Source organism: Mycolicibacterium aichiense (assembly GCF_010726245.1).
Classification (GTDB): Bacteria; Actinomycetota; Actinomycetes; order Mycobacteriales; family Mycobacteriaceae; genus Mycobacterium; species Mycobacterium aichiense.
The window spans coordinates 5610537-5634753 of record NZ_AP022561.1 but is presented as its reverse complement, the minus strand read 5'-3'; the positions used below and the strand labels follow the sequence as shown (position 1 = coordinate 5634753).

At 66.8% G+C, this 24217-nt stretch carries 24 protein-coding genes; 19 read left to right on the top strand and 5 right to left on the bottom strand.

The features are described 5' to 3' along the window. The first annotated feature begins 18 nt into the window (after positions 1-18). The 15 genes from fadD5 to G6N32_RS26885 all read left to right on the top strand — a co-directional run bounded on the left by fadD5 (position 19) and on the right by G6N32_RS26885 (position 16046). Positions 19-1644, top strand: coding sequence for a fatty-acid--CoA ligase FadD5 (gene fadD5, locus G6N32_RS26955; protein ID WP_115318115.1), 1626 nt, complete (start codon positions 19-21; stop codon positions 1642-1644). Between the two features lie 230 nt (positions 1645-1874). Further along, positions 1875-2675 (top strand): MlaE family ABC transporter permease, encoded by an 801-nt coding sequence (locus G6N32_RS26950; RefSeq protein ID WP_036346725.1) that lies wholly within the window; start codon positions 1875-1877, stop codon positions 2673-2675. A gap of 1 nt (position 2676) precedes the next feature. Continuing rightward, a complete protein-coding gene (locus G6N32_RS26945; protein WP_115318116.1) occupies positions 2677-3546 on the top strand; it encodes an MlaE family ABC transporter permease in 870 nt (289 codons plus the stop codon). Positions 3547-3551: 5 nt separating this feature from the next. Then, a complete protein-coding gene (locus G6N32_RS26940; RefSeq protein ID WP_115318117.1) occupies positions 3552-4763 on the top strand; it encodes an MCE family protein in 1212 nt (403 codons plus the stop codon). Beyond that, positions 4760-5800 carry a virulence factor Mce family protein gene (locus G6N32_RS26935; protein WP_115318118.1) on the top strand — a complete coding sequence of 347 codons (1041 nt, stop codon included), beginning with the start codon at positions 4760-4762 and terminating at the stop codon, positions 5798-5800. The genes G6N32_RS26940 and G6N32_RS26935 overlap by 4 nt, the downstream gene beginning before the upstream one ends. Further along, on the top strand, positions 5797-7344 hold the full coding sequence (locus G6N32_RS26930) for an MCE family protein (protein WP_115318119.1): 1548 nt from the start codon (positions 5797-5799) through the stop codon (positions 7342-7344). Before G6N32_RS26935 ends, G6N32_RS26930 begins: the two co-directional genes overlap by 4 nt. Continuing rightward, positions 7345-8973, top strand: coding sequence for a virulence factor Mce family protein (locus G6N32_RS26925; protein WP_115318120.1), 1629 nt, complete (start codon positions 7345-7347; stop codon positions 8971-8973). A gap of 5 nt (positions 8974-8978) precedes the next feature. Further along, positions 8979-10124 (top strand): virulence factor Mce family protein, encoded by a 1146-nt coding sequence (locus tag G6N32_RS26920; RefSeq protein ID WP_232077842.1) that lies wholly within the window; start codon positions 8979-8981, stop codon positions 10122-10124. A gap of 15 nt (positions 10125-10139) precedes the next feature. Continuing rightward, positions 10140-11705 carry an MCE family protein gene (locus G6N32_RS26915; RefSeq protein WP_115318122.1) on the top strand — a complete coding sequence of 522 codons (1566 nt, stop codon included), beginning with the start codon at positions 10140-10142 and terminating at the stop codon, positions 11703-11705. After that, on the top strand, positions 11675-12310 hold the full coding sequence (locus tag G6N32_RS26910; protein WP_115318123.1) for an Rv1363c family protein: 636 nt from the start codon (positions 11675-11677) through the stop codon (positions 12308-12310). The genes G6N32_RS26915 and G6N32_RS26910 overlap by 31 nt, the downstream gene beginning before the upstream one ends. Beyond that, positions 12307-13302, top strand: coding sequence for an RDD family protein (locus G6N32_RS26905; protein ID WP_232077364.1), 996 nt, complete (start codon positions 12307-12309; stop codon positions 13300-13302). Before G6N32_RS26910 ends, G6N32_RS26905 begins: the two co-directional genes overlap by 4 nt. After that, positions 13299-13856 (top strand): Rv1363c family protein, encoded by a 558-nt coding sequence (locus tag G6N32_RS26900; protein ID WP_115318987.1) that lies wholly within the window; start codon positions 13299-13301, stop codon positions 13854-13856. The genes G6N32_RS26905 and G6N32_RS26900 overlap by 4 nt, the downstream gene beginning before the upstream one ends. Continuing rightward, a complete protein-coding gene (locus G6N32_RS26895; protein WP_115318124.1) occupies positions 13823-14485 on the top strand; it encodes an Mce protein in 663 nt (220 codons plus the stop codon). Before G6N32_RS26900 ends, G6N32_RS26895 begins: the two co-directional genes overlap by 34 nt. Before the next feature lie 21 nt (positions 14486-14506). Further along, positions 14507-15211 carry a YoaK family protein gene (locus G6N32_RS26890; RefSeq protein ID WP_115318125.1) on the top strand — a complete coding sequence of 235 codons (705 nt, stop codon included), beginning with the start codon at positions 14507-14509 and terminating at the stop codon, positions 15209-15211. 10 nt (positions 15212-15221) lie between these two features. After that, the gene (locus G6N32_RS26885) at positions 15222-16046 is read left to right on the top strand and encodes an SDR family oxidoreductase (protein WP_115318126.1); all 825 of its coding nucleotides are present in this window, start codon (positions 15222-15224) and stop codon (positions 16044-16046) included. Between the two features lie 12 nt (positions 16047-16058). On the opposite strand, the gene G6N32_RS26880 is transcribed toward G6N32_RS26885, so the two are convergent. Then, positions 16059-17138: a phosphodiester glycosidase family protein gene (locus G6N32_RS26880; protein ID WP_115318127.1), complete on the bottom strand. Its 1080-nt coding sequence runs from the start codon at positions 17136-17138 to the stop codon at positions 16059-16061. A 233-nt stretch (positions 17139-17371) separates the two neighbouring features. Here G6N32_RS26880 and G6N32_RS26875 point away from each other — a divergent pair, with 233 nt between their 5' ends. Then, entirely contained in the window at positions 17372-17650 is a 279-nt protein-coding gene (locus tag G6N32_RS26875; RefSeq protein ID WP_102807873.1) for a GlsB/YeaQ/YmgE family stress response membrane protein, read from the top strand. Here G6N32_RS26875 and G6N32_RS26870 read toward each other — a convergent pair. Together G6N32_RS26870 and G6N32_RS26865 are read right to left on the bottom strand one after the other, a co-directional pair. Next, positions 17647-18927 (bottom strand): PQQ-dependent sugar dehydrogenase, encoded by a 1281-nt coding sequence (locus G6N32_RS26870; protein ID WP_115318128.1) that lies wholly within the window; start codon positions 18925-18927, stop codon positions 17647-17649. The two genes, G6N32_RS26875 and G6N32_RS26870, sit on opposite strands and share 4 nt — an antisense overlap. Continuing rightward, positions 18908-19663, bottom strand: coding sequence for a pirin family protein (locus tag G6N32_RS26865; RefSeq protein WP_115318129.1), 756 nt, complete (start codon positions 19661-19663; stop codon positions 18908-18910). The genes G6N32_RS26870 and G6N32_RS26865 overlap by 20 nt, the downstream gene beginning before the upstream one ends. 92 nt (positions 19664-19755) lie before the next feature. Between G6N32_RS26865 and G6N32_RS26860 the strand changes: the two genes are divergently transcribed. After that, on the top strand, positions 19756-20205 hold the full coding sequence (locus tag G6N32_RS26860) for a MarR family winged helix-turn-helix transcriptional regulator (protein WP_115318988.1): 450 nt from the start codon (positions 19756-19758) through the stop codon (positions 20203-20205). A gap of 112 nt (positions 20206-20317) precedes the next feature. Here G6N32_RS26860 and G6N32_RS26855 read toward each other — a convergent pair whose 3' ends face one another. Further along, positions 20318-20716, bottom strand: a complete 399-nt coding sequence (locus G6N32_RS26855) for a heme-binding protein (RefSeq protein ID WP_115318989.1) — start codon at positions 20714-20716, stop codon at positions 20318-20320. Between the two features lie 492 nt (positions 20717-21208). On the opposite strand from G6N32_RS26855, the gene G6N32_RS26850 reads away from it, so the two are divergent. Further along, a complete protein-coding gene (locus tag G6N32_RS26850; protein ID WP_115318130.1) occupies positions 21209-22171 on the top strand; it encodes a ferritin-like domain-containing protein in 963 nt (320 codons plus the stop codon). A 37-nt stretch (positions 22172-22208) separates the two neighbouring features. Further along, the gene (locus G6N32_RS26845; RefSeq protein WP_115318991.1) at positions 22209-23162 is read left to right on the top strand and encodes an L-lactate dehydrogenase; all 954 of its coding nucleotides are present in this window, start codon (positions 22209-22211) and stop codon (positions 23160-23162) included. Here the strand turns inward: G6N32_RS26845 and G6N32_RS26840 are convergent. Beyond that, positions 23159-24166, bottom strand: a complete 1008-nt coding sequence (locus G6N32_RS26840) for a sigma-70 family RNA polymerase sigma factor (RefSeq protein ID WP_172507228.1) — start codon at positions 24164-24166, stop codon at positions 23159-23161. The two genes, G6N32_RS26845 and G6N32_RS26840, sit on opposite strands and share 4 nt — an antisense overlap. Positions 24167-24217: the final 51 nt, after the last annotated feature.

The following is a 24217-nucleotide window of genomic DNA, read 5'->3' as shown; positions in this document are numbered from 1 at the left end:
AGAGGGCAACGAAGACCAGTGACCAGCCAGCTGACCACGACGACCGAGCAGCCGTATCTGGCGCGCCGGCAGAACTGGACCAACCAGCTGGCGCGCCATGCTCTCATGCAACCCGACGCCACCGCACTGCGATTCATGGGACGCACGACCACCTGGGCCGAGTTCGACCACCGGGTCACCAAGCTCGCCGACGCGTTGAGCCGCCGCGGGGTCGGCTTCGGCGATCGGGTGATGATCCTGATGCTCAACCGCCCGGAGTTCGTCGAGGCCACGCTGGCCGCCAACCAGCTCGGGGCGATTGCCGTGCCGGTCAACTTCCGGCTGACACCGCCGGAACTGGCGTTCCTGGTCCAGGACTGCGAAGCGGCCGTGCTGGTCACCGAATCGGTGCTCGCCGATGTCGCCAAGGCCGTTCGCGACCTCGCGCCGGGGCTGTCCGCCGTGATCGTCGCCGGTGGCGCGACCGAGGACGGGGTGCTCGGTTACGAGGACCTGATCGTCGAAGACGGTGAGCAGCACCCGCCGGTGGACATCCCCAATGACAGCCCGGCGCTGATCATGTACACCTCGGGCACCACCGGGCGGCCCAAGGGTGCGGTGCTCACCCACACCAATCTGGCCGGTCAGGCGATGACCGGGATGTACACCACCGGCCCCGACATCAACAGTGACGTCGGGTTCATCGGGGTTCCGCTGTTCCACATCGCCGGCATCGGCAACACCCTCGGCGGCCTGATGCTCGGCACGCCGACGGTCATCCACCCGCTCGGCGGCTTCGACCCGGGCCAGCTGCTCGACGTGCTCGAGGCCGAGCGGGTCACCGGCATCTTCCTGGTGCCCGCCCAATGGCAGGCGGTCTGCGCGGCGCAGAAAGCCAAGCCGCGCGATATCCGGTTGCGGGCGCTGTCCTGGGGTGCGGCCCCGGCGTCGGACACCCTGTTGCGCGAGATGTCGGAAACGTTCCCGGACAGCAAGATCCTCGCCGCGTTCGGCCAGACCGAGATGTCTCCGGTGACGTGCATGCTTCTCGGCGACGACGCGATCCGGAAGCGCGGGTCGGTGGGCAAGGTCATCCCGACCGTGGCCGCGCGCATCGTCGACGAAGACATGAACGACGTCCCGGTGGGGGAGGTTGGTGAAATCGTCTATCGCGCACCGACTCTCATGGCCGGCTACTGGAACAACCCGCAGGCCACCGCAGAGGCGTTCGCGGGCGGCTGGTTCCATTCCGGCGACCTGGTCCGCGCGGATGCCGACGGCTACATCTGGGTGGTCGACCGCAAGAAGGACATGATCATCTCCGGCGGCGAGAACATCTACTGCGCCGAGGTCGAGAACGTGCTGGCCGCCCACCCGGCGATCGTCGAGGTGGCGGTCATCGGCCGGGCCCACCCCAAATGGGGTGAGGTGCCGGTGGCGGTCGCCGCGATCAACGCCGCCGCGCTGCGCCTGGAAGAACTTGACGAATTTCTGACCGAACGTCTGGCCCGGTACAAACACCCCAAGGGACTTGAGATCGTCGACGCGTTGCCCCGCAACCCCGCGGGCAAGGTGCTGAAGACGGAATTGCGGATTCGTTTCAGCGGCAGCTCCCCGGCCGATGGGAGCGTTGAATCCGGTTCGGATGCACCGGATCCCAGCTAGCGGAACGACGTATTACGGATGCGACAAAAATCGAGTAGTGGGGATGGAGGGTCAATAGTGCAGATGCGGCGCACGGCCCGTGAGGCATCGGGTACATTCCTGTGGTCCGCCTTACTACTGAGTAGTAGGGAGACGACACTCACTCACTGCGGGTCGGGGCAAGGAGGGTACGTGCCAGTCGGACTGCCGCCACGCGACGACCGACGTGGTCCCGTCATGTGGGTGAACCGGTGACCGCCGCGACCACTGGCGTCGGCGGCTACCTCCAGGACAAGGCCCGTCCGGCGCTGACCGCCATCGGCGGTTTCTTCCGCATGTGCGTGCTGACCGCCAAGGCGACCACCAAGTGGCCCTTCGAGTGGCGCGAGTTCATCCTGCAGGGCTGGTTCCAGTTCCGGGTGACCTTCCTGCCGACCATCGCCGTCGCGGTCCCCAACACCATCCTGATCATCTTCACGATCAACATCCTGCTGGTGGAGTTCGGTGCGGCTGACGTCTCCGGTGCCGGTGCGGCACTGGCCGCGGTGACCCAGCTCGGCCCGATCGTGACCGTGCTGGTCGTCGCCGGCGCCGGGTCGACGGCTATCTGTGCCGACCTCGGCGCCCGCACCATCCGCGAAGAGATCGACGCCCTCGAGGTCCTCGGCATCGACCCGATCCACCGCCTCGTGCTGCCCCGGGTGGTTGCCGCGACGTTCGTCGCCGTGCTCCTCAACGGCGCGGTCATCACCGTCGGCCTGGTCGGCGGCTTCATCTTCGGCGTCTACATGCAGAACATCTCCGCCGGCGCCTACGTCTCCACGCTCACCCTGATCACCGGATTGCCGGAGGTCATCATCTCGATCGTCAAGGCACTCACCTTCGGTCTCATCGCCGGCCTGGTCGGCTGCTACCGCGGCCTGACCGTCTCCGGCGGCGCCAAGGGTCTGGGTACCGCGGTGAACGAAACGCTCGTGCTCTCCGTGGTCGCTTTGTTCGCCGTCAACGTCGTCCTGACCACCATCGGTGTTCGGTTCGGAACGGGGCACTGAAATGAGTACTGCGGCAGTCCTTCGGTCCCGCTACCCCCGCGCGTACACCAGCGCGACCAAGTGGGCGTCGGCCCCCGGCCGGTTCGTCGACCGGGTCGGTGACGTCGCCTGGTTCACCGTCACCGCGGTCGGCCAGATTCCGCACGCACTGCGTTATTACCGCCGGGCCACCCTGCGCCTGATCGCCGAGATCGGCATGGGCACCGGCGCGATGGCCGTCATCGGCGGCACGATCGCGATCGTCGGTTTCGTGACGCTGTCCGGCGGCTCGCTGATCGCCATCCAGGGCTACGCGTCACTGGGCAACATCGGTGTCGAGGCGTTCACCGGATTCGTCGCGGCGCTGGTGAATGTGCGCGTCGTCGCGCCGCTGGTCTCCGGGCACGCACTGGCCGCGACCGTGGGTGCCGGTGCCACTGCTGAGCTCGGCGCCATGCGCATCGCCGAGGAGATCGACGCCCTCGAGGTGATGGGCATCAAGTCCATCAGCTACCTGGTGTCCACCCGCATCCTGGCCGGCATGGTCGTGATCATTCCGCTGTACGCGATGGCGCTGCTGCTGTCGTTCCTGGCCGCGCAGCTCACCACGACGGTGTTCTACGGCCAGTCGACGGGCACCTACGACCACTACTTCCGCACCTTCCTGCGGCCCGACGACGTGTTCTGGTCGTTCGTCGTCGCCATCATCATCGCCGTCTTCGTGATGATCAATCACTGCTATTTCGGCTACAACGCCAGCGGCGGTCCGGTCGGCGTCGGCGAGGCGGTCGGCATCTCGATGCGCGCATCGCTGGTCGCCGTCGCGACCGTGGTTCTCCTTGCCTCGTTGGCGCTCTACGGCACCAACCCGAACTTCAACCTCACGGTGTAGCTCCGATGACGACGCCGCTCAACTCATCCCGGCGCCCGCCGCTCAAGCTCGCGGGCGTGGTGTTCTTGCTGCTGGCCCTCGTGCTGGCCACGTTGGTGTACCTCCAATTCCGGGGCGACCTGACCCGCAAGACCACGCTGACGATGGTGTCCGACCGCGCCGGTCTGGTGATGGACGTGGGCTCCAAGGTCACCTACAACGGCGTCGAGATCGGCCGCGTCACCAAGGTCGCCTCGGCGAATCGCGATGGCAACTCCGTGGCCGAGCTGACACTCGAGGTTGTCCCGCACTACATCTCGCTGATCCCGGCCAACGTCGACGCGCAAATCAAGGCCAGCACCGTCTTCGGCAACAAGTACGTGGCATTCACCAGCCCGAAGGATCCGGTGAAGACCCGGATCTCGAGCAACGACGTGATCGACGTGTCCCACGTGACGACGGAGTTCAACACGTTGTTCGAGACGCTCACCTCGATCTCGGAGAAGGTCGATCCGGTCAAGCTGAATTTGACCCTCAGCGCGGCCGCCGAGGCGCTCAACGGTCTGGGCACCAAGTTCGGCCAGTCGATCGTCAACGGCAACGCGGTGCTCGACGACGTCAACCCGCAGATGCCGCAGATCCGCACCAACATCAGGCAGCTGTCGAACCTGGCCGACGTCTACATCAAGGCCAGCCCGCAGTTCTGGGACTCCCTGGACCACGCGGTCACCACCGCCAGCACGCTCAACGCCCAGCAGAGGGATCTCGACGCCGCGCTGCTGGCCTCCACCGGGTTCGGCAACACCGGCGCCGACATCTTCGAGCGCGGCGGCCCGTACTTCGTCCGCGGCCAGGCCGACCTCGTCCCGACCGCCCAGCTGCTCGACACCTACAGCCCGCAGCTGTATTGCCAGATCAAGGGTGAGGCCGAGGCCTTACCGCAGGCGTTGGATGCCTTCGGCGGCAACGGCTATTCGCTGGACACCGTCACCGAGTTCCTCGGTGCCCCCAACCCCTACGTCTATCCGGACAACCTGCCCAGGATCAACGGGCACGGCGGTCCCGGCGGTGCGCCGGGTTGCTGGCAGAAGATCGATAGGAACTTCTGGCCTGCGCCGCATCTGGTGGTCGACGACGGTGCCTCCCTCGCGCCGTACAACCACTTCGAACTCGGCCAGCCCATCCTCACCGAGTACGTGTGGGGTCGCCAAGTCGGGGAGAACACGATCAACCCATGAGAATCACCGGCACAGCAGTCAAACTCGCGGCATTCTCGTTCGTGCTGCTGCTCTTCACGGCGATCATCATCGTCGTCTTCGGGCAGTTCCGCTTCGACCGAACGACCTCCTACACAGCCGAATTCAGTAACGCGAGCGGTTTGCGGGACGGTCAGTTCGTCCGCGCCGGCGGCGTCGAGGTCGGCAAGGTCTCCGACATCAAGCTCATCGGCAACGGCGACCGGGTACAGGTCACGCTCAACGTCGACCGCTCGTTGCCGCTGTACCAGTCGACCACCGCCCAGATCCGCTACCAGGACCTGATCGGCAACCGCTACGTCAATCTCGACCGCGGCACCGGCGAGGGCGCCGACCGAATCCTTCCTGCAGGCGGCTTCATTCCGATGTCGCGCACCCAGCCGGCGCTCGATCTCGACGCACTCATCGGCGGATTCAAGCCGCTGTTCAAGGCGTTGGATCCGCAGAAGGTCAACGCCATCGCCTCCTCGCTGGTCACCGTTTTCCAGGGTCAGGGCGGCACCATCAACGACATCCTGGACCAGACCGCTCAGCTGACCTCCACGCTGGCCGATCGAGACCAGGCCATCGGTGAGGTGATCACGAACCTGAATACCGTCCTGGACACCACGGTCAAGCACGAGAAGGAATTCGACCAGACGGTCAACAACTTCGAGGTGCTGATCACCGGGCTCAAGAACCGCGCCGACCCGCTGGCCCAGTCGGTTGCCGATATCAGCAATGCGACAGGAACATTGGGGGATCTGCTGGCCGACGACCGTCCGCAGTTGCAGAACACCATCGCCAAGCTGGAAACCATTCAGCAGCCGTTGGCCGACGGTCAGGATCGGTTGGACGACCTGCTGACCAAGCTCCCGGCAGCCGTGAAGATGATCGGTCGCGCCGGCGGTATCTACGGCGACTTCTTCAACTTCTATCTGTGCGACATCAACCTCAAGCTCAACGGCCTGCAGCCGGGTGGCCCGGTCCGCACCGTGAAGATCACTCAGCAGCCCACGGGTAGGTGCACGCCGCAATGAGGACGCTAGAGGGTTCCAACCGCATCAGGAATGGCCTGGCGGGCATGCTGATCGTCATCCTGGTAATCGGGGTGGGGCAGAGCTTTTCCGGCATCCCGCAGCTGTTCGCCCAGCCGGCCTACTACGGCCAGTTCACCGACAGCGCCGGGCTGAACCCGGGCGACAAGGTGCGCATCGCCGGTATGGATGTCGGCACCGTGAAGTCGCTGAAGATTGACGGCGACAAGGTGCTGATCGGATTCGACTTGGGCGCCAGGCAGATTGGCACCGAGAGCCGGCTGGCCATCCGCACCGAGACGATCCTGGGCAAGCGCGTATTGGAGATCGAGCCCCGCGGCAGCAAGCTGTTGCAGGCCAGCGGGGTGCTGCCGCTAGGCCAGACCACCACGCCCTACCAGATCTACGACGCTGTGTTCGACGTGACCAAGGCCGCGCAGGGATGGGACATCGACACGGTCAAGCAATCGCTGAATGTGTTGTCGGAGACCATCGATCAGACCTACCCGCACCTGAGTGCGGCGCTCGACGGGGTGGCCCGGTTCTCCGACACCATCGGCAAGCGCGACGAGCAGTTCAAGCAGCTGCTGGCCAACGCCAACAAGGTGGCAGCGGTGCTTGGCAACCGCAGCGAGCAGATCAACCGCCTGGCGGTCAACGCCCAGACGCTGCTGGCCGCGGTCAACGAGCGCCGCGCCGAGGTCGATGCGCTGCTGTCCAATGTGTCGCTGATCTCCGAGCAGTTCACCGGCTTCGTCAACGACAACCCGAACCTGAATCACGTTCTGGAACAGCTGAAGACGATCAGCGATGTGCTGGTCAAGCACAAGACGGATCTGTCCGACGTCTTGATCACCGCCTCGAAGTTCATGGGCGCACTGGCCGAGGCGATCGGTTCCGGCCCGTACTTCAAGGTGCTCGTGGTCAACCTGCTGCCGTACCAGATCCTGCAGCCGTGGGTGGACGCCGCCTTCAAGAAGCGCGGTATCGATCCCGAGGAGTTCTGGCGTAACGCGGGCCTGCCGGCCTTCCGCTTCCCGGATCCCAACGGTCAGCGCCAGCCCAACGGCGCGCCGCCGCCGGCCCCGATTCCGCTGGAGGGCACGCCGGACCATCCCGGTCCCGCGGTCGGACCCGGCTCGCCGTGCTCGTACACCCCGCCGCCGGACGGCATCCCGACGAACGCCAACCCGCTGCCGTGTGCCGGGCTGACCCAGGGACCGTTCGGGGGGCCGGGCTACCCGAGCGCCGACGTGCCCATCTCGGCGCCCAACCCCGACGCGGGCTACGCGCCTGGTGTTCCGAGCGCCGCGTTCCCGGGTGAACTTTCGCCGGCCATCCAGGGGGTGCCCGCCCCGCCGCTGGCACCCGGGCCGCCGGGGGCACGCACGGTGCCGGTTTCCCCGACACCGGGACCGGCCACCGACATCCCCGGATACGCCCCGCCGCCCAACGCCTTGATCGGGCCGATCCCGCCGCCGGGACCGGGACCGCAGGTGCCGCCGGTCGGCGACTTGGCGCCCGTCGACCAGGGAGGGGGAGCGTAAATGTCGACAGTCTTCAACATTCGTAATCTGGGCCTGCCCAAGATGTCTCGGACGTCGGTCATTGTCGGCACCCTCGTGGTGATCATCGCGCTGGTCGTGGCGGTGGTCGGCTACAAGCTCTACGAGAAGCTGACCACCAACACCGTGGTGGCCTACTTCCCCGAAGCGTTGGCCCTCTATCCCGGCGACCGGGTGCAGATCATGGGCGTGCGGGTCGGCGGCATCGACAAGATCGAGCCCGCCGGCGACAAGATGAAGGTCACCTTCCACTACGACAACAAGTACAAGGTGCCCGCCAACGCGACCGCCACAATTCTGAACCCGAGCCTGGTCGCCTCCCGCGTGATCCAGCTGGCGCCCGCCTACACCGGTGGCCCGGTGATGGCGGACAACGCCGTCATCCCGATCGACCGCACGCAGGTGCCGGTGGAATGGGACGACCTGCGCAACCAGATCTCTGACCTCGTCACCAAGCTCGGCCCGACGCCCGAACAACCCAAGGGCCCGTTCGGTGACGTCCTGGAGTCCTTCGCCAATGGGCTCGAGGGCAAGGGCCAGCAGATCAACACCACGTTCAAGGCGCTGTCCGACGCGGTCAGCGCGCTCAACGAGGGCCGCGGCGACTTCTTCGCCGTCCTCAAGAGCCTGGCGCTGTTCGTCAACGCGCTGCACAAGAGCGATCAGCAGCTGGTGGCGCTCAACACCGACCTGGCCACGTTCACGAACTCGTTCTCCAACTCAGATCAGGAAGTGGCCAAGGCGGTCAAGGACATCGACACCTTGCTGACCACCGCGCGCAAGTTCGTCAACGACAACGGTTCGGTGCTGACCAAGGACATCCAGAACCTCTCCGACGTCACCACCCAGGTGCTGCAGCCGGAGTCACGCAACGGCCTGGAGACGGTGCTGCACGTCTACCCGAACTTGGCCGCCAACCTGCAGAACATCTACCACCCGACACATGGTGCGCTGGTGGCCATTCCGACGATCGCGAGCTTCGCCAACCCGATGCAGTTCATCTGTAGCGCAATCCAATCCGGCAGCCGGTTGGGTTACCAGGATTCGGCGGAGATGTGCGCGCAATACCTGGCGCCGATCATGGATGCGATCAAGTTCAACTTCCCGCCGTTCGGCGTGAACCAGTTCTCGACCGCCGAGACGCTGCCGAAGTACATCGCCTACTCGGAGGAACGGCTGCGGCCGCCGCCGGGATACAAGGACACGACGGTGCCGGGCATCTGGTCGCGCGACACGTTGTTCTCGCACGGCAACCACGAGCAGGGCTGGATCGTGGCGCCGGGTATGCAGGGTGTCGACGTGCAGGCGTTCACCGCCAACATGCTGACCCCGGACTCACTGGCCGCCTTGATGGGTGGGCCGGACCCGGTGAACTACCCGCCGGGTGGTCCGCGGGGTGGCGCGCCGTCGAACTCCTATGACCAGAACAACCCGCTGCCGCCACCGTGGTACCCGGGCGCGATCCCGCCGCCACCGCCGGGTCCGGACGTGATCCCCGGACCGTTGCCGGTCTCGCAGCAGATCAACGGTGGGGCGCCGCCCCCGGCCGGCCCGGCTCCGGCCGCACCCGCTGGTCCGCCGCTACCCGCTGAGATGGGAGGCGGACAGTGAGCACGATTCTGAGCACCACCCGTCGGTACGGCTGGCGTGGCTTCGTGCTGGTGCTGACGGCCCTGATCCTGACGTCGTGCGGCTGGCGCGGTATCGCCAACGTCCCGATCCCGGGTGGTCCCGGCACCGGTGAGAAAGCCATGACGGTGTACGTCCAGATGCCGGACACGTTGGCGCTCAACGTCAACAGCCGGGTCCGGGTCGCGGACGTCTTCGTCGGTACGGTGCGCGCCATCGAGCTGAAGAACTGGATCCCGACACTGACACTCGGGTTGCAACCCGGAGTCAAGTTGCCCGCCAACGCCATTGCCCGCATCGGCCAGACCAGCTTGCTGGGCACCCAGCACGTCGAGCTCGATCCGCCGCCGAACCCGTCGCCCGAGCCGTTGAAGGACGGTGCGACGATTCCGCTGAAGAACTCACAGTCGTTCCCGACCACCGAACGCACCCTGGCCAGCATCGCCACGGTGCTGCGTGGCGGTGGCATCTCGAACTTGGATGTCATCCAGACCGAGGTCGCCAACATCCTGGACGGCAACGGCGAACAGATCCGTGACTTCCTGACCAAGCTGGACACCTTCACCGACCAGCTCAATCAGCAGCGGGACGACCTGACCCGGGCGATCGACAAGACCAACGAACTGGTCTCGATCGTGGCCGCGCGGAACAACACCCTCGACCGGGTGCTGACCGAATTCCCGCCGCTGATCAAGTATTTCGCCGACGCCAGGGACCGGTTCACCGGTGCCGTCGAGGCGCTCGGCCGGTTCAGCAAGGTCACCGCCGACACCTTCTCGGAGGCGCGGTCCAACTTCGACACCAACCTGGCGCTGCTGCAGCGGCCGTTGAAGCAGCTCGGCCGGGCGGCGCCCTACCTGATCGACTCGCTGAAGCTGGTCATCACGGCGCCGTACCCGATCGACAACATCCCGAAGGTGATCCGGGGTGACTACATCAACACGTCGGCCACCTTCGACCTGACGCTGAGCTCGATCGACAACGCGTTCCTCACCGGTACCGGTGTGTCTGGAATGCTGCGTGCGCTCGAGCAGGCATGGGGTCGCGATCCGCAGACGATGATCCCGGATGTTCGGTTCACGCCTCACCCGAACATGACCGACGGGGGACCGTATGTCGAGCGCGGCGAGTGAAGGGGTGACGGCTAGATGTTGACCCGTTTCATCAAGACGCAGCTCGTCATGTTCGGCGTGCTGACCGTGATCGCTCTGCTGGTGTTGGGCTGGTACTTCCTGCGCCTGCCCACACTGGCGGGCATCGGCCAGTACGAGCTGAAGGCCAATCTGCCGTCCTCGGGTGGCTTGTACACGACCGCCAACGTCACCTACCGGGGCATCACGATCGGCCGCGTCACCGACGTGGAACCCACCGAGACCGGTGTCCGGGCGACGATGAGCATCAGCGACAAGTACAAGATCCCGGCCGACGCCACTGCCAACGTGCATTCGGTGTCGGCGGTCGGCGAGCAGTACCTCGACCTGGTGTCGGACGGAAATCCGGGCCAGTACTTCTCGCCCGGGCAGACGATCACCAAGTCGACGGTGCCGGAGGAGATCGGCCCGGCGCTGGACGCCGCCAACAAGGGGCTCGCGGCGCTACCGGCCGACAAGATCCCGATGCTGCTGAACGAAACCGCCCAGGCGGTAGGCGGTTTGGGGCCGGCGTTGCAACGTCTTGTCGACGGCACGCAGGCGATCGTCACTGACTTCAAGACGAACATCCAGGACGTCAACGACATCATCCAGAACTCGGCACCCGTCGTCGACAGCCAGGTCAACTCCTCGGACGCGATCCAGCGGTGGGCGGCCAACCTCGACACGATCACCACGCAGACCGCCCAGCAGGATCAGGCGCTGCGTAATGGCCTGAGTCAGGCTGCGCCGACCGCGGATGCGGTCAACGCGGTGTTCAGCGATGTGCAGGAAGCGCTGCCGCAGACGCTGGCCAACCTGGAGATCGTCCTCGACATGCTCAAGCGCTATCACAAGGGCGTCGAGCAGTCGCTGGTGCTCCTTCCGCAGGGCGCGTCGGTGGCCCAGTCGGTGTCGGCGCCGTACCCGCGGCAGGCCGCGCTGGACTTCGGTTTGACGATCAACCAGCCGCCGCCGTGTCTGACCGGCTTCCTGCCGGCCAGCCAGTGGCGTGCTCCGGCGGACCTGCGGCCGATGCCGGTGGAGAACAACCTCTACTGCAAGATCCCGAAGGACACCCCGGCGAACGTGGTCCGCGGCGCCCGTAACTTCCCGTGCGCCGACGTGCCCGGTAAGCGCGCCGCGACGCCGATGGAGTGCCGCAGCACCGAGCCTTACACCCCGCTGGGCAACAACCCCTGGTACGGCGACCCCAACCAGGTGTTGAACTGCCCCGCGCCCGGTGCTCGATGTGATCAGCCAGTGAACCCCGGTACCGTGATACCGGCACCGTCGATCAACAACGGGATGAACCCGTTGCCGGCCGATCTGCTGCCGGGCCCGACACCGCCGACGAGTGACCCGCTCACTCCACCCGGGACCGGCACCGTTCAGTGCAACGGTCAACAACCGAACCCCTGCACGTATACCCCGGCAGCAGGTAGTCCGGCACCGGGTAATACGGCCGTCTACACCCCGCAGAATGGGGAGTTGACCGGTCCCGATGGCGTGAAGTACGACGTCAAGAACTCGAGCAGTACAGGAGACGACGGATGGAAGGAGATGCTGGCTCCGGCCGGCTGACCCCACCGCCAACCGACGATGCCGACCACAGTGCGGCGCAGGAGACGGCGAATCCGACCCCACCGGTCGACGAGACCGAACCGAGCGACGGCACCCCCCCGCGCGGCTCGCGGCTGAGCGGACGCCGCCTGGCCGTGGTGTGTGTCGCTCTGGTGATCGCCGGCCTGCTCGTCGCCACCGGCGGGTTCTTCGCACTGCGGTCGCACCAGAAGAGCGCTGCGGCAGCGCGGGCCGAATCGGTCGCGCTGGCCGCCGCCAAGGACTGCGTCACCGCCACCCAGGCACCGGATGCGACCGCGATGGCCGCCAGCCAGCAGAAGATCATCGAATGCTCGACCGGTGACTTCGCGGCGCAAGCCAGCCTGTACAGCGGGCTGCTGGTGGATGCCTACCAGGCCGCCAAGGTTCAGGTGCAGGTCTCCAACATGCGCGCGGCCGTGGAACGGCACAACGACGACGGCTCGATGGATGTGCTGGTCGCGGTCCGGGTCAAGGTGTCCAACTCCGCGACCCAGGACCAGGAGCAGGGGTACCGGCTGCGGGTCAAAATGGCGCCTGAGGGAGGCACGTACAAGATCGCCAACCTCGACCAGGTGAGCAAGTGACGGTGACGGTCCCCGACGCGGACACCGGCGCCGAGGCCGACGTCGACGCACCTGAGGCCGCTCACGACGCTTCCGCCGGAGTGCCGGCCGGCTGGTCGGCGCGGGCCGGCGCGTTCGCCGTCGACGTGTTCTTCGGTATCGGCGTCGTGATCACCTGCCTGTTGGTGGCGTGGACTGCGCCGCTGCGCGGATGGTTGTGGTGGGTCGCGGTCGCCCTGGCCGGTGTGGTGTTCTTGGCGGTCGCGGTCAACCGGCTGCTCCTACCGGCGATCACCGGGTGGACGCTGGGCCGCTCGCTGGCGGGCATCGTCGTGGTCGGCAGGGACGGCACGCCGGTTGGGCCGTGGCGGCTGCTGGTCCGCGATCTGGCCCATCTGCTCGACACCGCCGCGGTCTTCCTCGGCTGGCTGTGGCCGCTGTTCGACTCGCGCGGTCGCACCTTTGCCGACCTGCTCACCCGCACCGAAGTCCGCCGCGTCGAGGGCGAGCGCCCCAACCGGCGACGGCTGGCCGGTGTGGTCTTGGCGCTGCTCGCCGTGGTGGCCGCCTGCGCCACCACGCTGGCCTACTTCGCTGTGTACCGACCCGAGCTCGCGGTCGAACAGGCTCGCCAGCAGCTGGCGGTGGGCGGCCCCCGGATCGTCGCGCAGATGCTGAGCTACGACGTGGCGTCGATAGACAACGACTTCGCGCGGGCCCGCGGGCTGGCCACCGACGCGTACCGGCCGCAGCTGGTCGCACAGCAGGACGCCGTACGCAAGGCCGGACCCGTCGACAACGACTACTGGGTGACCAACAGCGCCGTGCTGACCAACACCCGCGACAAGGCCGTGATGCTGCTGCTCATGCAGGGCCAGCGCGGTGAGGCGCCCAAGCAACGGCTGATCACCGCCACCGTGCGGGTGAACTTCGAGAGGTCGGCGGCCGGCCAGTGGCAGGTCGCGAACCTGTCGGTGCTGGCCAAGCCGAACCCGGCGGGGGAGCGGAAGTGAGCCCGCGCCGCAAGCTCGAGGCCGATCACCGGGATCTGTTCCGGTTGCCTGATCCGCAACCGCGGCGCTGGGTTCTGCCCCTGGTCGCTGGGCTGGCTGCGGTGCTGATCATCGCCGCGGTCACCGTAAGCACGCTGCTGCTGGTGAAACGCGAAACCCAGCGACACGACGCGGTCCGAGATGTGGCCGTGCTCAGCTTCGTTCGCGGATTCGTTACGCACTACACCTCGATCGACCCGTTCCACGCCAACGACTACGCCGACAAGGTGCTGGCGCAGGGCACCGGACAGTTCGCAAAGCTGTACCAGGACAAGATGAATGAGGTCGTCATCCAGGTGGCCCGGGCCGAACCCACGACCGGAACCGTTCAGGACCTCGGTATCGAGCGCTGGAACCGCGACGGCAGCGCCGACGTGGTGGTGGCCGCAACGACGAAAACCCGCATGCCCGACGGCAAGACCATCGAAAGCGGTAGCCGCTGGGTGGTCACCGCGACCCAAGAAGGAGGTGCAGGAGGTCCGTGGAAGATCAGCAACCTGCTGCAGGTGATCTGACCGACGCCGCACCCGAGGCCACGCCCGAGGACCAGGCGACCGAAGCCGAGACCGAGACCGAGACCGAGACCGCCGAGCCGACGGCCGCGGAGTCACCGAAGCGGCCGAATTGGCTGAGCCGCAACAAGACTGCGCTCGCAGTGGGAGCCTCGGCAGTCGTGTTCGTCGCGGGGGGCGCCTTCGCCGGTGCCGCCGTCCAGCCGTACCTGGCGGACAAGGCCGCCGTCGACACCAAGCTCGCGATCGCCCGGACGGCCGCCGATGCGATCACGACACTGTGGACCTACACCCCCGACGACATGGACAAGCTGCCGGACCGATCGGCGAAGTACCTGTCCGGTGATTTCGAGGATCAGTACCGCAAGTACGTCGACGCTATCGTGCCGACCAATAAGCAGGCCAAGGTCACCAACAGCACCGAGGTGGTCGGCGCGGCCGTCGAATCGCTGACCGGTTCGGAAGCCACCGCGATCGTCTACACCAACACGACGTCGAAGAGCCCGCTGACCAAGGACATTCCCGCGACGAAGTATCTGTCGTACCGCGTGCAACTCACCCGCGACGGCTCGCACTGGCTGGTCACCAAGATGACGACGGTGACCTCACTGGACCTGACGCCCAAGCTGTAGGTCCTTGGCGATACTGGGCGCATGGCCGTCGCCTCGCCCGTCTCGCAACGATCCACCGTCGTCGCGCTGCTGCTGCTGACGTTCGCCACCGGACTCGTCGACGCGATCAGTGTGCTGGTGCTCGGCCACGTGTTCGTGGCCAACATGACCGGCAACGTGATCTTCCTGGGCTTCTGGTTCGTGCCGCATTCCGGGGTCGATCTGACCGCCGCGGTCGTCGCTTTCGTCAGCTTCCTCGCCGGCACGGTGCTCGGCGGGCGCTTCGCGCGTCACCTCGACCATGAGGTGGCGGTGCGGGTGTGGCTGACCGCCGCGCTGGGCACCGAGGTGGTGCTGCTGGCGGTGCTGGCCGCGGTCGCCGGCAGCGGTGTCGTCGACTACCACGACGACGGCAAACTGATCCTGATCGCCGGGCTGGCGTTGGCTTTCGGTGGGCAGAATGCCGTGGCCCGACAATTCGGCATCCAGGAACTCTCTACCACGGTGCTGACCACGACACTGGTGGGCATCGGCTTCGACAGCCGGCTCGCCGGGGGCACCGGGCAACGGGAAAAGTTGCGCTACACCGTCGTTGTGACGATGTGCGCGGGCGCTACCGTCGGCGCGACGATGTCGCGGTTCATGGTCGCGCCGGTGATCGCACTGGCCGCGGTCGTGGTGGCGGCAGGTCTCGCCGTCTTCCGTTACGGGCCACAACCCGTGACGGCACCGGATGCGAATCACTAGAGTCGCGCCCATGCCCACTGTTCTGGTCACCGGCGCCGCCCGGGGAATCGGCAAGTCGATCGTGGATCACCTGGTCGCCGCGGGCTGGGACGTCATCGGCGGGGTGCGCAGCGACGCCGATGCCGAAGCTCTGTCAAAGCTGCCCCGCGTCCGGGCGGTCACCCTCGACATCACCGACGACGCCCAGGTCGCCGCGCTTGCCGACGCGCTACCCGCCCGGCTCGACGCGGTGGTCAACAACGCCGGCATCGCGGTCAGCGGGCCGCTGGAAGGACTGACCCCAGCCGAGATCCGTCGGCAACTGGAGGTCAACGTCGTCGGTCAGCTCGCCGTCACGCAGGCGGTGCTTCCGCTGCTGCGCCAGTCGCGCGGCCGGATTGTGTTCATTTCCAGTGTGAACGGCCAACTTTCGGCACCGATGATGGGTGCCTATAGCGCGTCGAAGTTCGCCCTCGAGGCGGCCGCCGACGCCTTGCGAATCGAGTTGCGGCCGTGGGGGATCGCGGTCAGCGTGGTCCAGCCGGCCCAGACCGACACCGACCTGTGGCGCGATGCCGATCGCAGTGTCGTCGAAATGGAGGCCGCCCTGTCGCCACAGCATCGCGTGCTGTACTCCAAACATGTTGCGGGGATGCGCAAGTCGATCCCGGCGTCGCAGCGCATGGCAGTGGATCCGGAGAAGGTGGCCAAGGTGGTGCTCCAGGCGCTGACCGCCCGCAAGCCTCGCGCGCGTTATCCCGTGGGCCTGCCCGCCGCGCTGCAGATGACCCTGATGACCAAGCTGCCGACCGGCCCACGCGACGCGGTGCTGCGCCGGGTGCTCGGCCAGCCCTGACGTAAACCCTGATCAGTTGAAGGCAAGCCAGGCGGGCAGGGCGCGCTCACGCGAATCGCACAGCACAGCCATGGTGTCGCATGAGCCCTTCGGCACACCGGCACCCGCCCACATCCCGCCGGTGTCGCGGCGGAGCACGATCGCCGACGAGCCGCCGCCGTCGAGCAGGATCGCGGTGTCGCTGCCCAAACCGCGGAACAGATCCTGAATCTGGTCCGGCGTGTAGCTGCCGCCCTGGAACACGTACATCTCGTCCTTGTCGCGGGCGTAGGCCAGCGCGGTGCGCGCCGCGCTTGGCCCGCCGTCGTTCATCTGCCCGGTGTCACCCGGGGCCAACAGTCCCAGCCCGCTGACCGCGACGAACCGGGTGCCCTTGTCCAGCAGGCCCTGGATCACCGGGGTGGCGGCGTCGTAGTCGTCGGGTGATTTGGGTGTCACGACAAACGGCGCCCCGGCGACGGGAAGGATCATCGTGGTCAGTGCGGTCCACACTTCGTCGCCCCCGGACAGCGCCTGCTTGCCCGCGTAGGCGATGGTTCCGGTCACCGCGGCATTGGCCCGCCCCTGCCCCTGGGTGTTGTCGACGTAGGCGCCCAGCGGAGAACTGCAGCCCGTCGACTTCCACGAACCGGCCTGCTGCCCACGGACATCGAAGAAGTTGGCATTGATGGCGATGGTGGGCTGGCCGAGCGCCTGCCAGGCCTGCAGCGGGGTGTAGGTCTCCGAGGCCTGGACCAGACCCTCCCGCGTTCGGGTGCCGGGAGTGCGCTCACAGCGCGCCTGATAGCCGGAGTGGCTGTCGACGAGCAGCCGTGGCGTCAGCCGACTGGAGGCAGCCTTGATGATCATCAGGTGGCCACCGTTGGTGAGCTCGTACCAATTGCCGCCGGCGTTGAGCATCGGCGCGGGAAAGCCACTGCCGAAGTTGTAGACCAGATAGCTACCGCGCGTGGTGGCAATCGCCTGGGCCAGTTGCGCGCGGGCGTCGGCCGACGCCACGGGAGTGCCGGTGGTGGCTGCCAGGGTCAGAGCGCTCACCGCGGCCATGCTGCCCGCGACCAGGCGGCGCAGCTTCGCGGCGATGGTTGGCACAGTTGCCCTTTCATGACGGTGGGATCCCTACGGCACGTACACCCTCATTCTCAGCAACCACACAGTCAACTTAGGTAACAGTCGCGCGACGGTTCGGCACCGGCGTCGTCACGACCTGCGGCAATGCCTTTCCGCGACGCAATTTTCCGGCGGAGCGGTTATCCGTGCCTCGAGTGGGGAACCACTGATCCACGCGGCGCCCGCCTGGGCCCGCCGAAACATGAGGAGCAGCAATGATCGGAACGATTATCGGAGCCATCGTCGTCGGCCTGATCGTCGGCGCGCTGGCGCGACTGGTTATGCCCGGCAAGCAGAACATCGGCATCATCATGACGATCCTGCTCGGTGCGGTGGGTTCCTTCCTGGGTTCGTGGATCACCTATCAGGTCGGCTACGCGAACTCCAACGGCGGATTCGCGATCATCCCCTTCCTGGTCGGCATCGTGGTCGCCGCGGTGTTGATCGCGATCTACGTCGCGGTCACCGGGCGCGGCAGCCGAGTTCACCACTAAGAGGTCAAGCGGCCCGGCGGCGTGAGGCGATACACCGCACCGGCGTAGTCGTCGGTGATGTACACCGCGCCGTCCGGGCCGGCGACCGCCGCCACGGGACGACCCCAGCGCGACCCGTCCTGGTCTTGGAATCCTCCGACCAGGGTCTGCTGCGGGCCCAAAGTTCCGTCGCGCCAAGCGAAGAACGACACCTCCGGCGCTCTGGGAGGGGTACGGTTCCACGAACCGTGCACCCCGACCAGGGCGCCGGAGTCGTATGGCGCGGGCAGCGTGCCGACGGTGAAACTCAGGCCCAGCGGCGCTGAGTGCGCGCCGAGGGTCTGCTCCACAGGCGGTAGCGCCGCGCAGTCGAGCTTGCTGCCGTCGGCATTGGTCTGGACGTCCCGCACGAAAGCCGGCCCGTTATCGATATCCGGATTGCAATAGGGCCAGCCGAGTTCGCGTCCCGGGGTCAACCGTGCCACCGACTCCGGCGGGTGGTCGTTGACGTAGTCGGTCACCGCGCCGTATTCCGGGCCGGTTCGTGGGTCGGGAACCTGGTCGCGATTGTTGACCGCGGTCCACAGCGAGCCGTCTGGTGCGGCAGCAAGACCGGTCCCGTTGCGCACGCCGGTGGCGAAAGGTTCCGGTGACCCACCCTCGGGCGGGACCCGCATGATCGTGGCCCGCGGCGGTTCGGCCGTCCGGTCGTCGGCGGTGATGTTGCCGGTTGAGCCGATCGAGAAGTACACCGACCCGTCGCGACCGACGGCCACGCTCTTGAGCGCATGGGCGTACGCGCCACCGAGATCCGCACTGCGCGCGTCGGGCAATCCGTCGGCGACCACCCGGGTGCCGTCGGCCCGGTCGCCGCGATAGTCGAAGGCGTCCACCTGGTCGCTTTCGGCCACATACAGCGTGCCGCGATCGAAGGCGAGGCCGTGCGGCTGGTCCAGCCCCTCGAGCAAGACTGTGCTCCGTGGTTGAGACTGGCCGGACGCCAGTCGTACTACCTGGCCCGCCGCGGGCACTGACACCAGCAGTGCCCCGTCCGGTGCCCATGCCGCCAATCTGGCCCGTGGCACCCGGGCCCACACCGACATGGTCCAGCCCGGCGGGACGAGGGCCTGGCGCGGCGTGTCGAACGGCGCGGTGTCGAGGCCGGCCGGCACGGTGACGACGACCGGCGTCAGCCCGGTGGGAGCCGAGGCCGGGGGAGCCGGCGGCGCGGAGTGTCCACACGCCGCCGTCAGCGCCGCGGCCGCCGCGCAGGCGGCTTTAGCCCGCCAGCCCGGCATGCATCTCCCACACAAGGATCTCGGACGGCGCGGTCGCGGTGACCCGCTGACCGCCGGCGGCGGTGAAGCGAACGGCGTCGCCCTCGCGCAATTCGCCTGCGCCCTCGAGTGTCACCTCACCGCGCGGAACGAACAGGTGCAGGTAAGGCGCCTCGGGCAACTCGACGGCCTCGCCGGGCTGCAACCGGGCGCCATGCAGCGCTGCGTACCGGTTGCGGATCGCGATCGCGGTCTGGTCTCTGTGCTCCGGCATCCCGGAGGCGATCGTCACCAGCCCGCCGCGCAGCAACTCGTCATCGATCTCCAGTTGCTGATAGCCCGGATCGATCCCGGCTTCGTCGGGAACCACCCACATCTGCACGAAATGCACTGGTTCACTGTGGGTTTCGTCGCCGGTCAGCGTCCAGGAGTCGTTCTTCTCCGAGTGCAGGATGCCGCGGCCCGCCGACATCCGCTGCGCCAACCCCGGATAGATCACGCCGGAGTGTCCGGTGGAGTCCTGGTGGACGAGGGATCCTTGCAGCACCCACGTGACGATCTCCATGTCGCGGTGCGGGTGAGTGTCAAACCCGGTGCCGGGCTTGACGATGTCGTCGTTGTTCACCAGCAGCAGGCCGTGGTGGGTGTTCCCGGAGTCGTAGTGGTGGCCGAAGGAGAACGAGTGCTTCGAGTCCAGCCAGTTGATCTTCGTCGCAGCGCGGTCGGCGGCACGTCGGATGTCGACGGTTGCGGCCATGTCATCACCCCTTGGGTCGTTGCCAGCCTAGGTGGCGGGCTTGCCTGCGACAACATAGATGACGTGTCATGTATTCCGGTAGGGTGATCGGTATGGCCCAGCGCTGGTTGACCGGTGACCAACAGCGGATCTGGCGTAATTACCTGGCGTTGAACGGCCGCCTGCAGGCCGAGATGAACCGTCAGCTACAGGCGCGGTGCGGGCTGTCGCTCGCCGATTACGAGGTGCTGGTGACACTGTCCGAGCAGGGCCCGGCCCGGGTACTCGAACTGGCCGAGGCGCTGGGCTGGGAGCAGAGCAGGCTTTCGCATCACCTCGGCCGGATGCGAGCCAAGGGTCTGGTCGAGCGTCATGACACCGAGCAGGACCGACGTGGGGCCACTGTCGAGATCACCGCCGCGGGGACCGACGCGCTTCGCGCGGCCGCACCTGACCATGTGGCGCTGGTTCGGTGGGTGCTCTTCGACGGCATGACACCGACGCAACTACGAGCCTTCGACGCCGTGATCACCACTGCGCTGGACCGGCTCGACAGCGCATAGTCGTTGGTTGCGTCGATTCAGAACTCAGAGCGAGTTTTTCGCAGAATTCCCGCCCTGAGTTCTGTCTCGATATCGACCAGGCCGCGATCGACGGCGTGGCCGCCGTACTGGATCAGCCGGCCATGAACATGGTGTATGCCGACTCCAGATCCGGTGGCAGCACCGTGACGTTGCACGTCCGCTGGGTGTCGCCGATCGGGGCGAGGATGCCGCGCAGGTCGTAGTACTCACCGGGGTTGGCGGTGAAGTACCCGCGCACATTGGCCTCGGCCTGCGGGCGCGGCTGGGTGTATGCAGCTGTCAGAACCTGATTGGCGCCGGGGTGTCCGGCCAGGTACTGGTGTGCCGAACCGGTCACCGAGCTGACGGTGCTGGCGACGCCGGCACTACTGCAATCCGGTGCTGCCGAGGCCACCGGCGCAGCCATCGCGGCCACCGCCATGCCCCCCATGAGCAAACCGGTACCCACGGCCGCAGTCCTCTTACTTGACGCGATCCCGCTGAACTTCATGATCACTTCTCTCTCCGACGCGTGGTCGGTGATTGGTTCCCCGTCCTGAAACCCAAAGTACCCATGAGGTTTTGCGGCAAACCCGTACGCAGCGAGCGACGATAGCCGAATTGCGAAGTGTTACAGCCCAACCCGGTGACATGCCTCTCAATCACACGCGCTTGGTCGCACCGGGACTGGGCACGCGCTGAGAAGTCTTAATGGCCGCGCCAGTCTCTTAATTGATCGTGATCACCAGTGTTATCGAACTGTGATGCGGGCAAACCCCCGGCTGCCGGCTGATGAATTCCCTAGGGAATTGACGGTTTTGGAAATACCGGGTGGCCGGTGGTGCCGGTGTGGCCAGCGTGTCTGAAGAGTGTGAGATGGCTTGCAGAAACCCGCGAGTCCGCTCCGAACGCGTATACCGACCGGGGCGATCGGGTAGAGGCCATTACGAGGTGCAAAACCCCGCGCCGGCACAATCCGTCAACGCACTAGGGGAGAGACACGATGACCCAACCCGATACCACTACTCTGCTCGCCCAGCTGCGGGCCATTCTCGATCTGACCAACACAGAAGTTCAGATCGCCGAGACCAGGGTGACCCAGGCTCGCACCGACGCCGTGCGCACCGAACTCACCCAGAATGCGGCCAACGGCCGCGAGCGCGCCGAAGCCATCGAGAACGCGATCCGCGACCTCGGCGGATTCCCGGACGTGATCGGGCCGTTCTTCGGGCGTGCCGCCGCGGCCGTCAAGGCGCTGACCGAGCAGGCGCAGCCGTTCGACGAAGCACTGCTGGGTGATCTGGCGCTCGAGGGCCAACTGCTCGATCGCGCCCGCTACCTCAAGGCGCTCGCCGTTGCGGCTCGCAACCCCGACATCGAAAGCCTGGCCAATCGCCTGATCACGGCCCACTCCGCGACCGTCGACTGGCTGACCACCGTGCTGGCCGAAGACGCGCTCGGCGGCCCGGCAGCACTGCGGCGCACGCCGTTGCAGATCCTGACCGGCCTGACCGTTCGGGTGGCCAACTGGCCGATGATCTCCTCGGTTCGCGGCATCGACCGCGCGCTGGAGGCACTGCGCCACACGCGGCCGGCAGTGGACCAGCTGGTCAACCGCAGCGCCCACGCAGGTGAGGTCGCGGTCAAGGCCGCGGCTGGTGCCCGTGATGCTGCGTTGGAGACTGCCGAGAAGGTGGCCCGTCGCGAGGGCGCCGACGGCGCCGCGGACGCGATCCATTCGCTGCGCAGCTCTACCGGCATCCTGTCGCCGGAGGAACTGCCGATCGCCGGCTATGACGAGCTCAACCTCAGCGAGGCCGTCGCTGCGGTGAAGGAACTCGAGGATCCTGCCGATATCCGGGCGATCATCGCCTACGAAGAGGCCAACAAGAATCGTCAGCGGCTGGTCTCGGCTGCCCAGACCCGGGTGGCCGCCATCGCTGCCGAGATCGTCGGTATCGACTGACCGCCCAGGGCCGCGCGCTGTGCCCGATGATGGTGAGGTGTTCGTACACCGGAACCGCAAAGTCGCCATCATCGGAGCCGGGAGTGTCGGCACCGCGATCGCCTACGCCTGCCTGATCCGCGGATCGGCAGGCGTTTTGGCGCTCTACGACACCAATCCGAAGAAGGTCCGGGCCGAAGTACTCGACCTCAATCACGGCAGCCAGTTCGTGCCGCACTGCACCGTGACAGGTTCCGACCAGATAGACGTCACCGCCGGGTCGGCGGTCGTCGTGGTGACCGCCGGCGCCAAACAACATCCGGGGCAGAGCCGGCTGGAGCTTGCCGCCACGAATGTGGCTATGGCACAAGAGCTCACACCGCAGCTACTGGAGTTGTCCCCCAATGCGGTGGTCGTATTCGTCACCAACCCCGTCGACGTCGTCACCTACGCCGCCGCACGGGCGGTCGATGCGCCGACCGGACGTATCTTCGGATCGGGAACGCTGTTGGACAGCAGCCGGTTTCGGTACCTGATCGCTCAGCGTGCGCAGCTCGCGGTCGGCAACGTGCACGGGTTCATCGTGGGCGAACACGGCGACTCCGAGATCTCGCTGTGGTCGAGCGTCTCAATTGGCGGTGTGCCCGCCGCGCAGTACCGCGCTGACGGCGAGGTGGTCTTCGACGAGGCGACTCAGACGGCCATCTCGGCAGCCGTGGTCAACGCCGCGTACGAGATCATCGAGGGTAAGGGCGCGACCAATCTGGCGATCGGCCTGTCCACCGCGCGCATCATCGAAGCGGTGCTCGGTGACCAGCATCGAGTGCTGCCGATCTCCACCGTCCAGCACGGCGCCTACGAGATCACCGATGTGGCACTGTCATTGCCGACCGTCGTGTCGGCTGCCGGTGCCGGGGAGGTGTTGCAGGTTCCGCTCGCGGTTCCCGAACTCCTCGGGCTGCAGGCGTCGGCGACCACGTTGCGAGAAGCCCAGCACTCCCTGGGCCTCTAAAGCACTTCCGGCAGGCCGAATTTCGCGAACAGGCTGGTGTCCAGGAACGCCACCACGTGCGAGACGCCGTCGGCGCGCATGTCCAGGACGTGCAGCTGAAAAGGCACGTGCCGGCCGCCGGTCTCCGGGAGACGCATGTACATCGCCGCGGCGGGCTGGCCGTTGGCGGTCAGCGGCAACAGCCGCATGTCGCCGGCCTTCTCCGCGGGGCAGTTCTGGTGGATGAGCGCCCCGATGACCGGGCCGCCCTGATACCAGCCGTCGAACGGCGGCATCTCCCAAATCGCCTCGGCGGTGAACATTTTCACCAGCCGATCGATGTCGTAATCCTCGAAGGCCGAGATGTAGTGGGCCAGCTTTTCGCGGGCCTCATCGGACTCCGGCGGTGACAGTTCGTCATCCTGGCTGGGCCCGACGGCCTCGAGCTGGGCCCGCGCCCGCTGCAGCAGGCTGTTGACGGCAGCCACCGAGGTGTCGATCGCGTCGGCGACCTCGGCGGCGCGCCACTGCAGAACGTCCCGCAGCACCAGAACGGCGCGCTGACGGGGGGACAGGTGTTGCAGCGCGGCCACGAACGCCAGCCGGACCGATTCCCGGGACCCGACGATCACCGACGGGTCGGCCGGGTCGTCGTACAGCGAATCGGGCAGTGGCTCCAGCCAGGGCACCTCGGCACGCTCGACGAGATCGTCGGTCGGATTCGAACTCGGCGCGCCCAACCCGGTCGGCAACGGCCGCCGCTGCCTGCCCTCCAGCGCCGTCAACGAGGTGTTGGTGGCGATGCGGTGCAACCAGGTGCGGACCGAGGACTTGCCTTCGAAGCGGTCATAGGACTTCCACGCGCGCAGGAAGGTCTCCTGCACCAGGTCCTCCGCGTCGTGCAAGGAGCCGGTCATCCGGTAGCAGTGAGCCAGCAGTTCACGCCGGTACGGCTCGGCCTGAGCCAGGAAATCGCCGCGGCCGGGGTCCAGCCCGTCGTCAAGATTATGGGCGAGCACGCTCACCGTGCCGAGCTTACGCACGAGCACCGACAGCCGGAACCGGCGTGCGCGAGA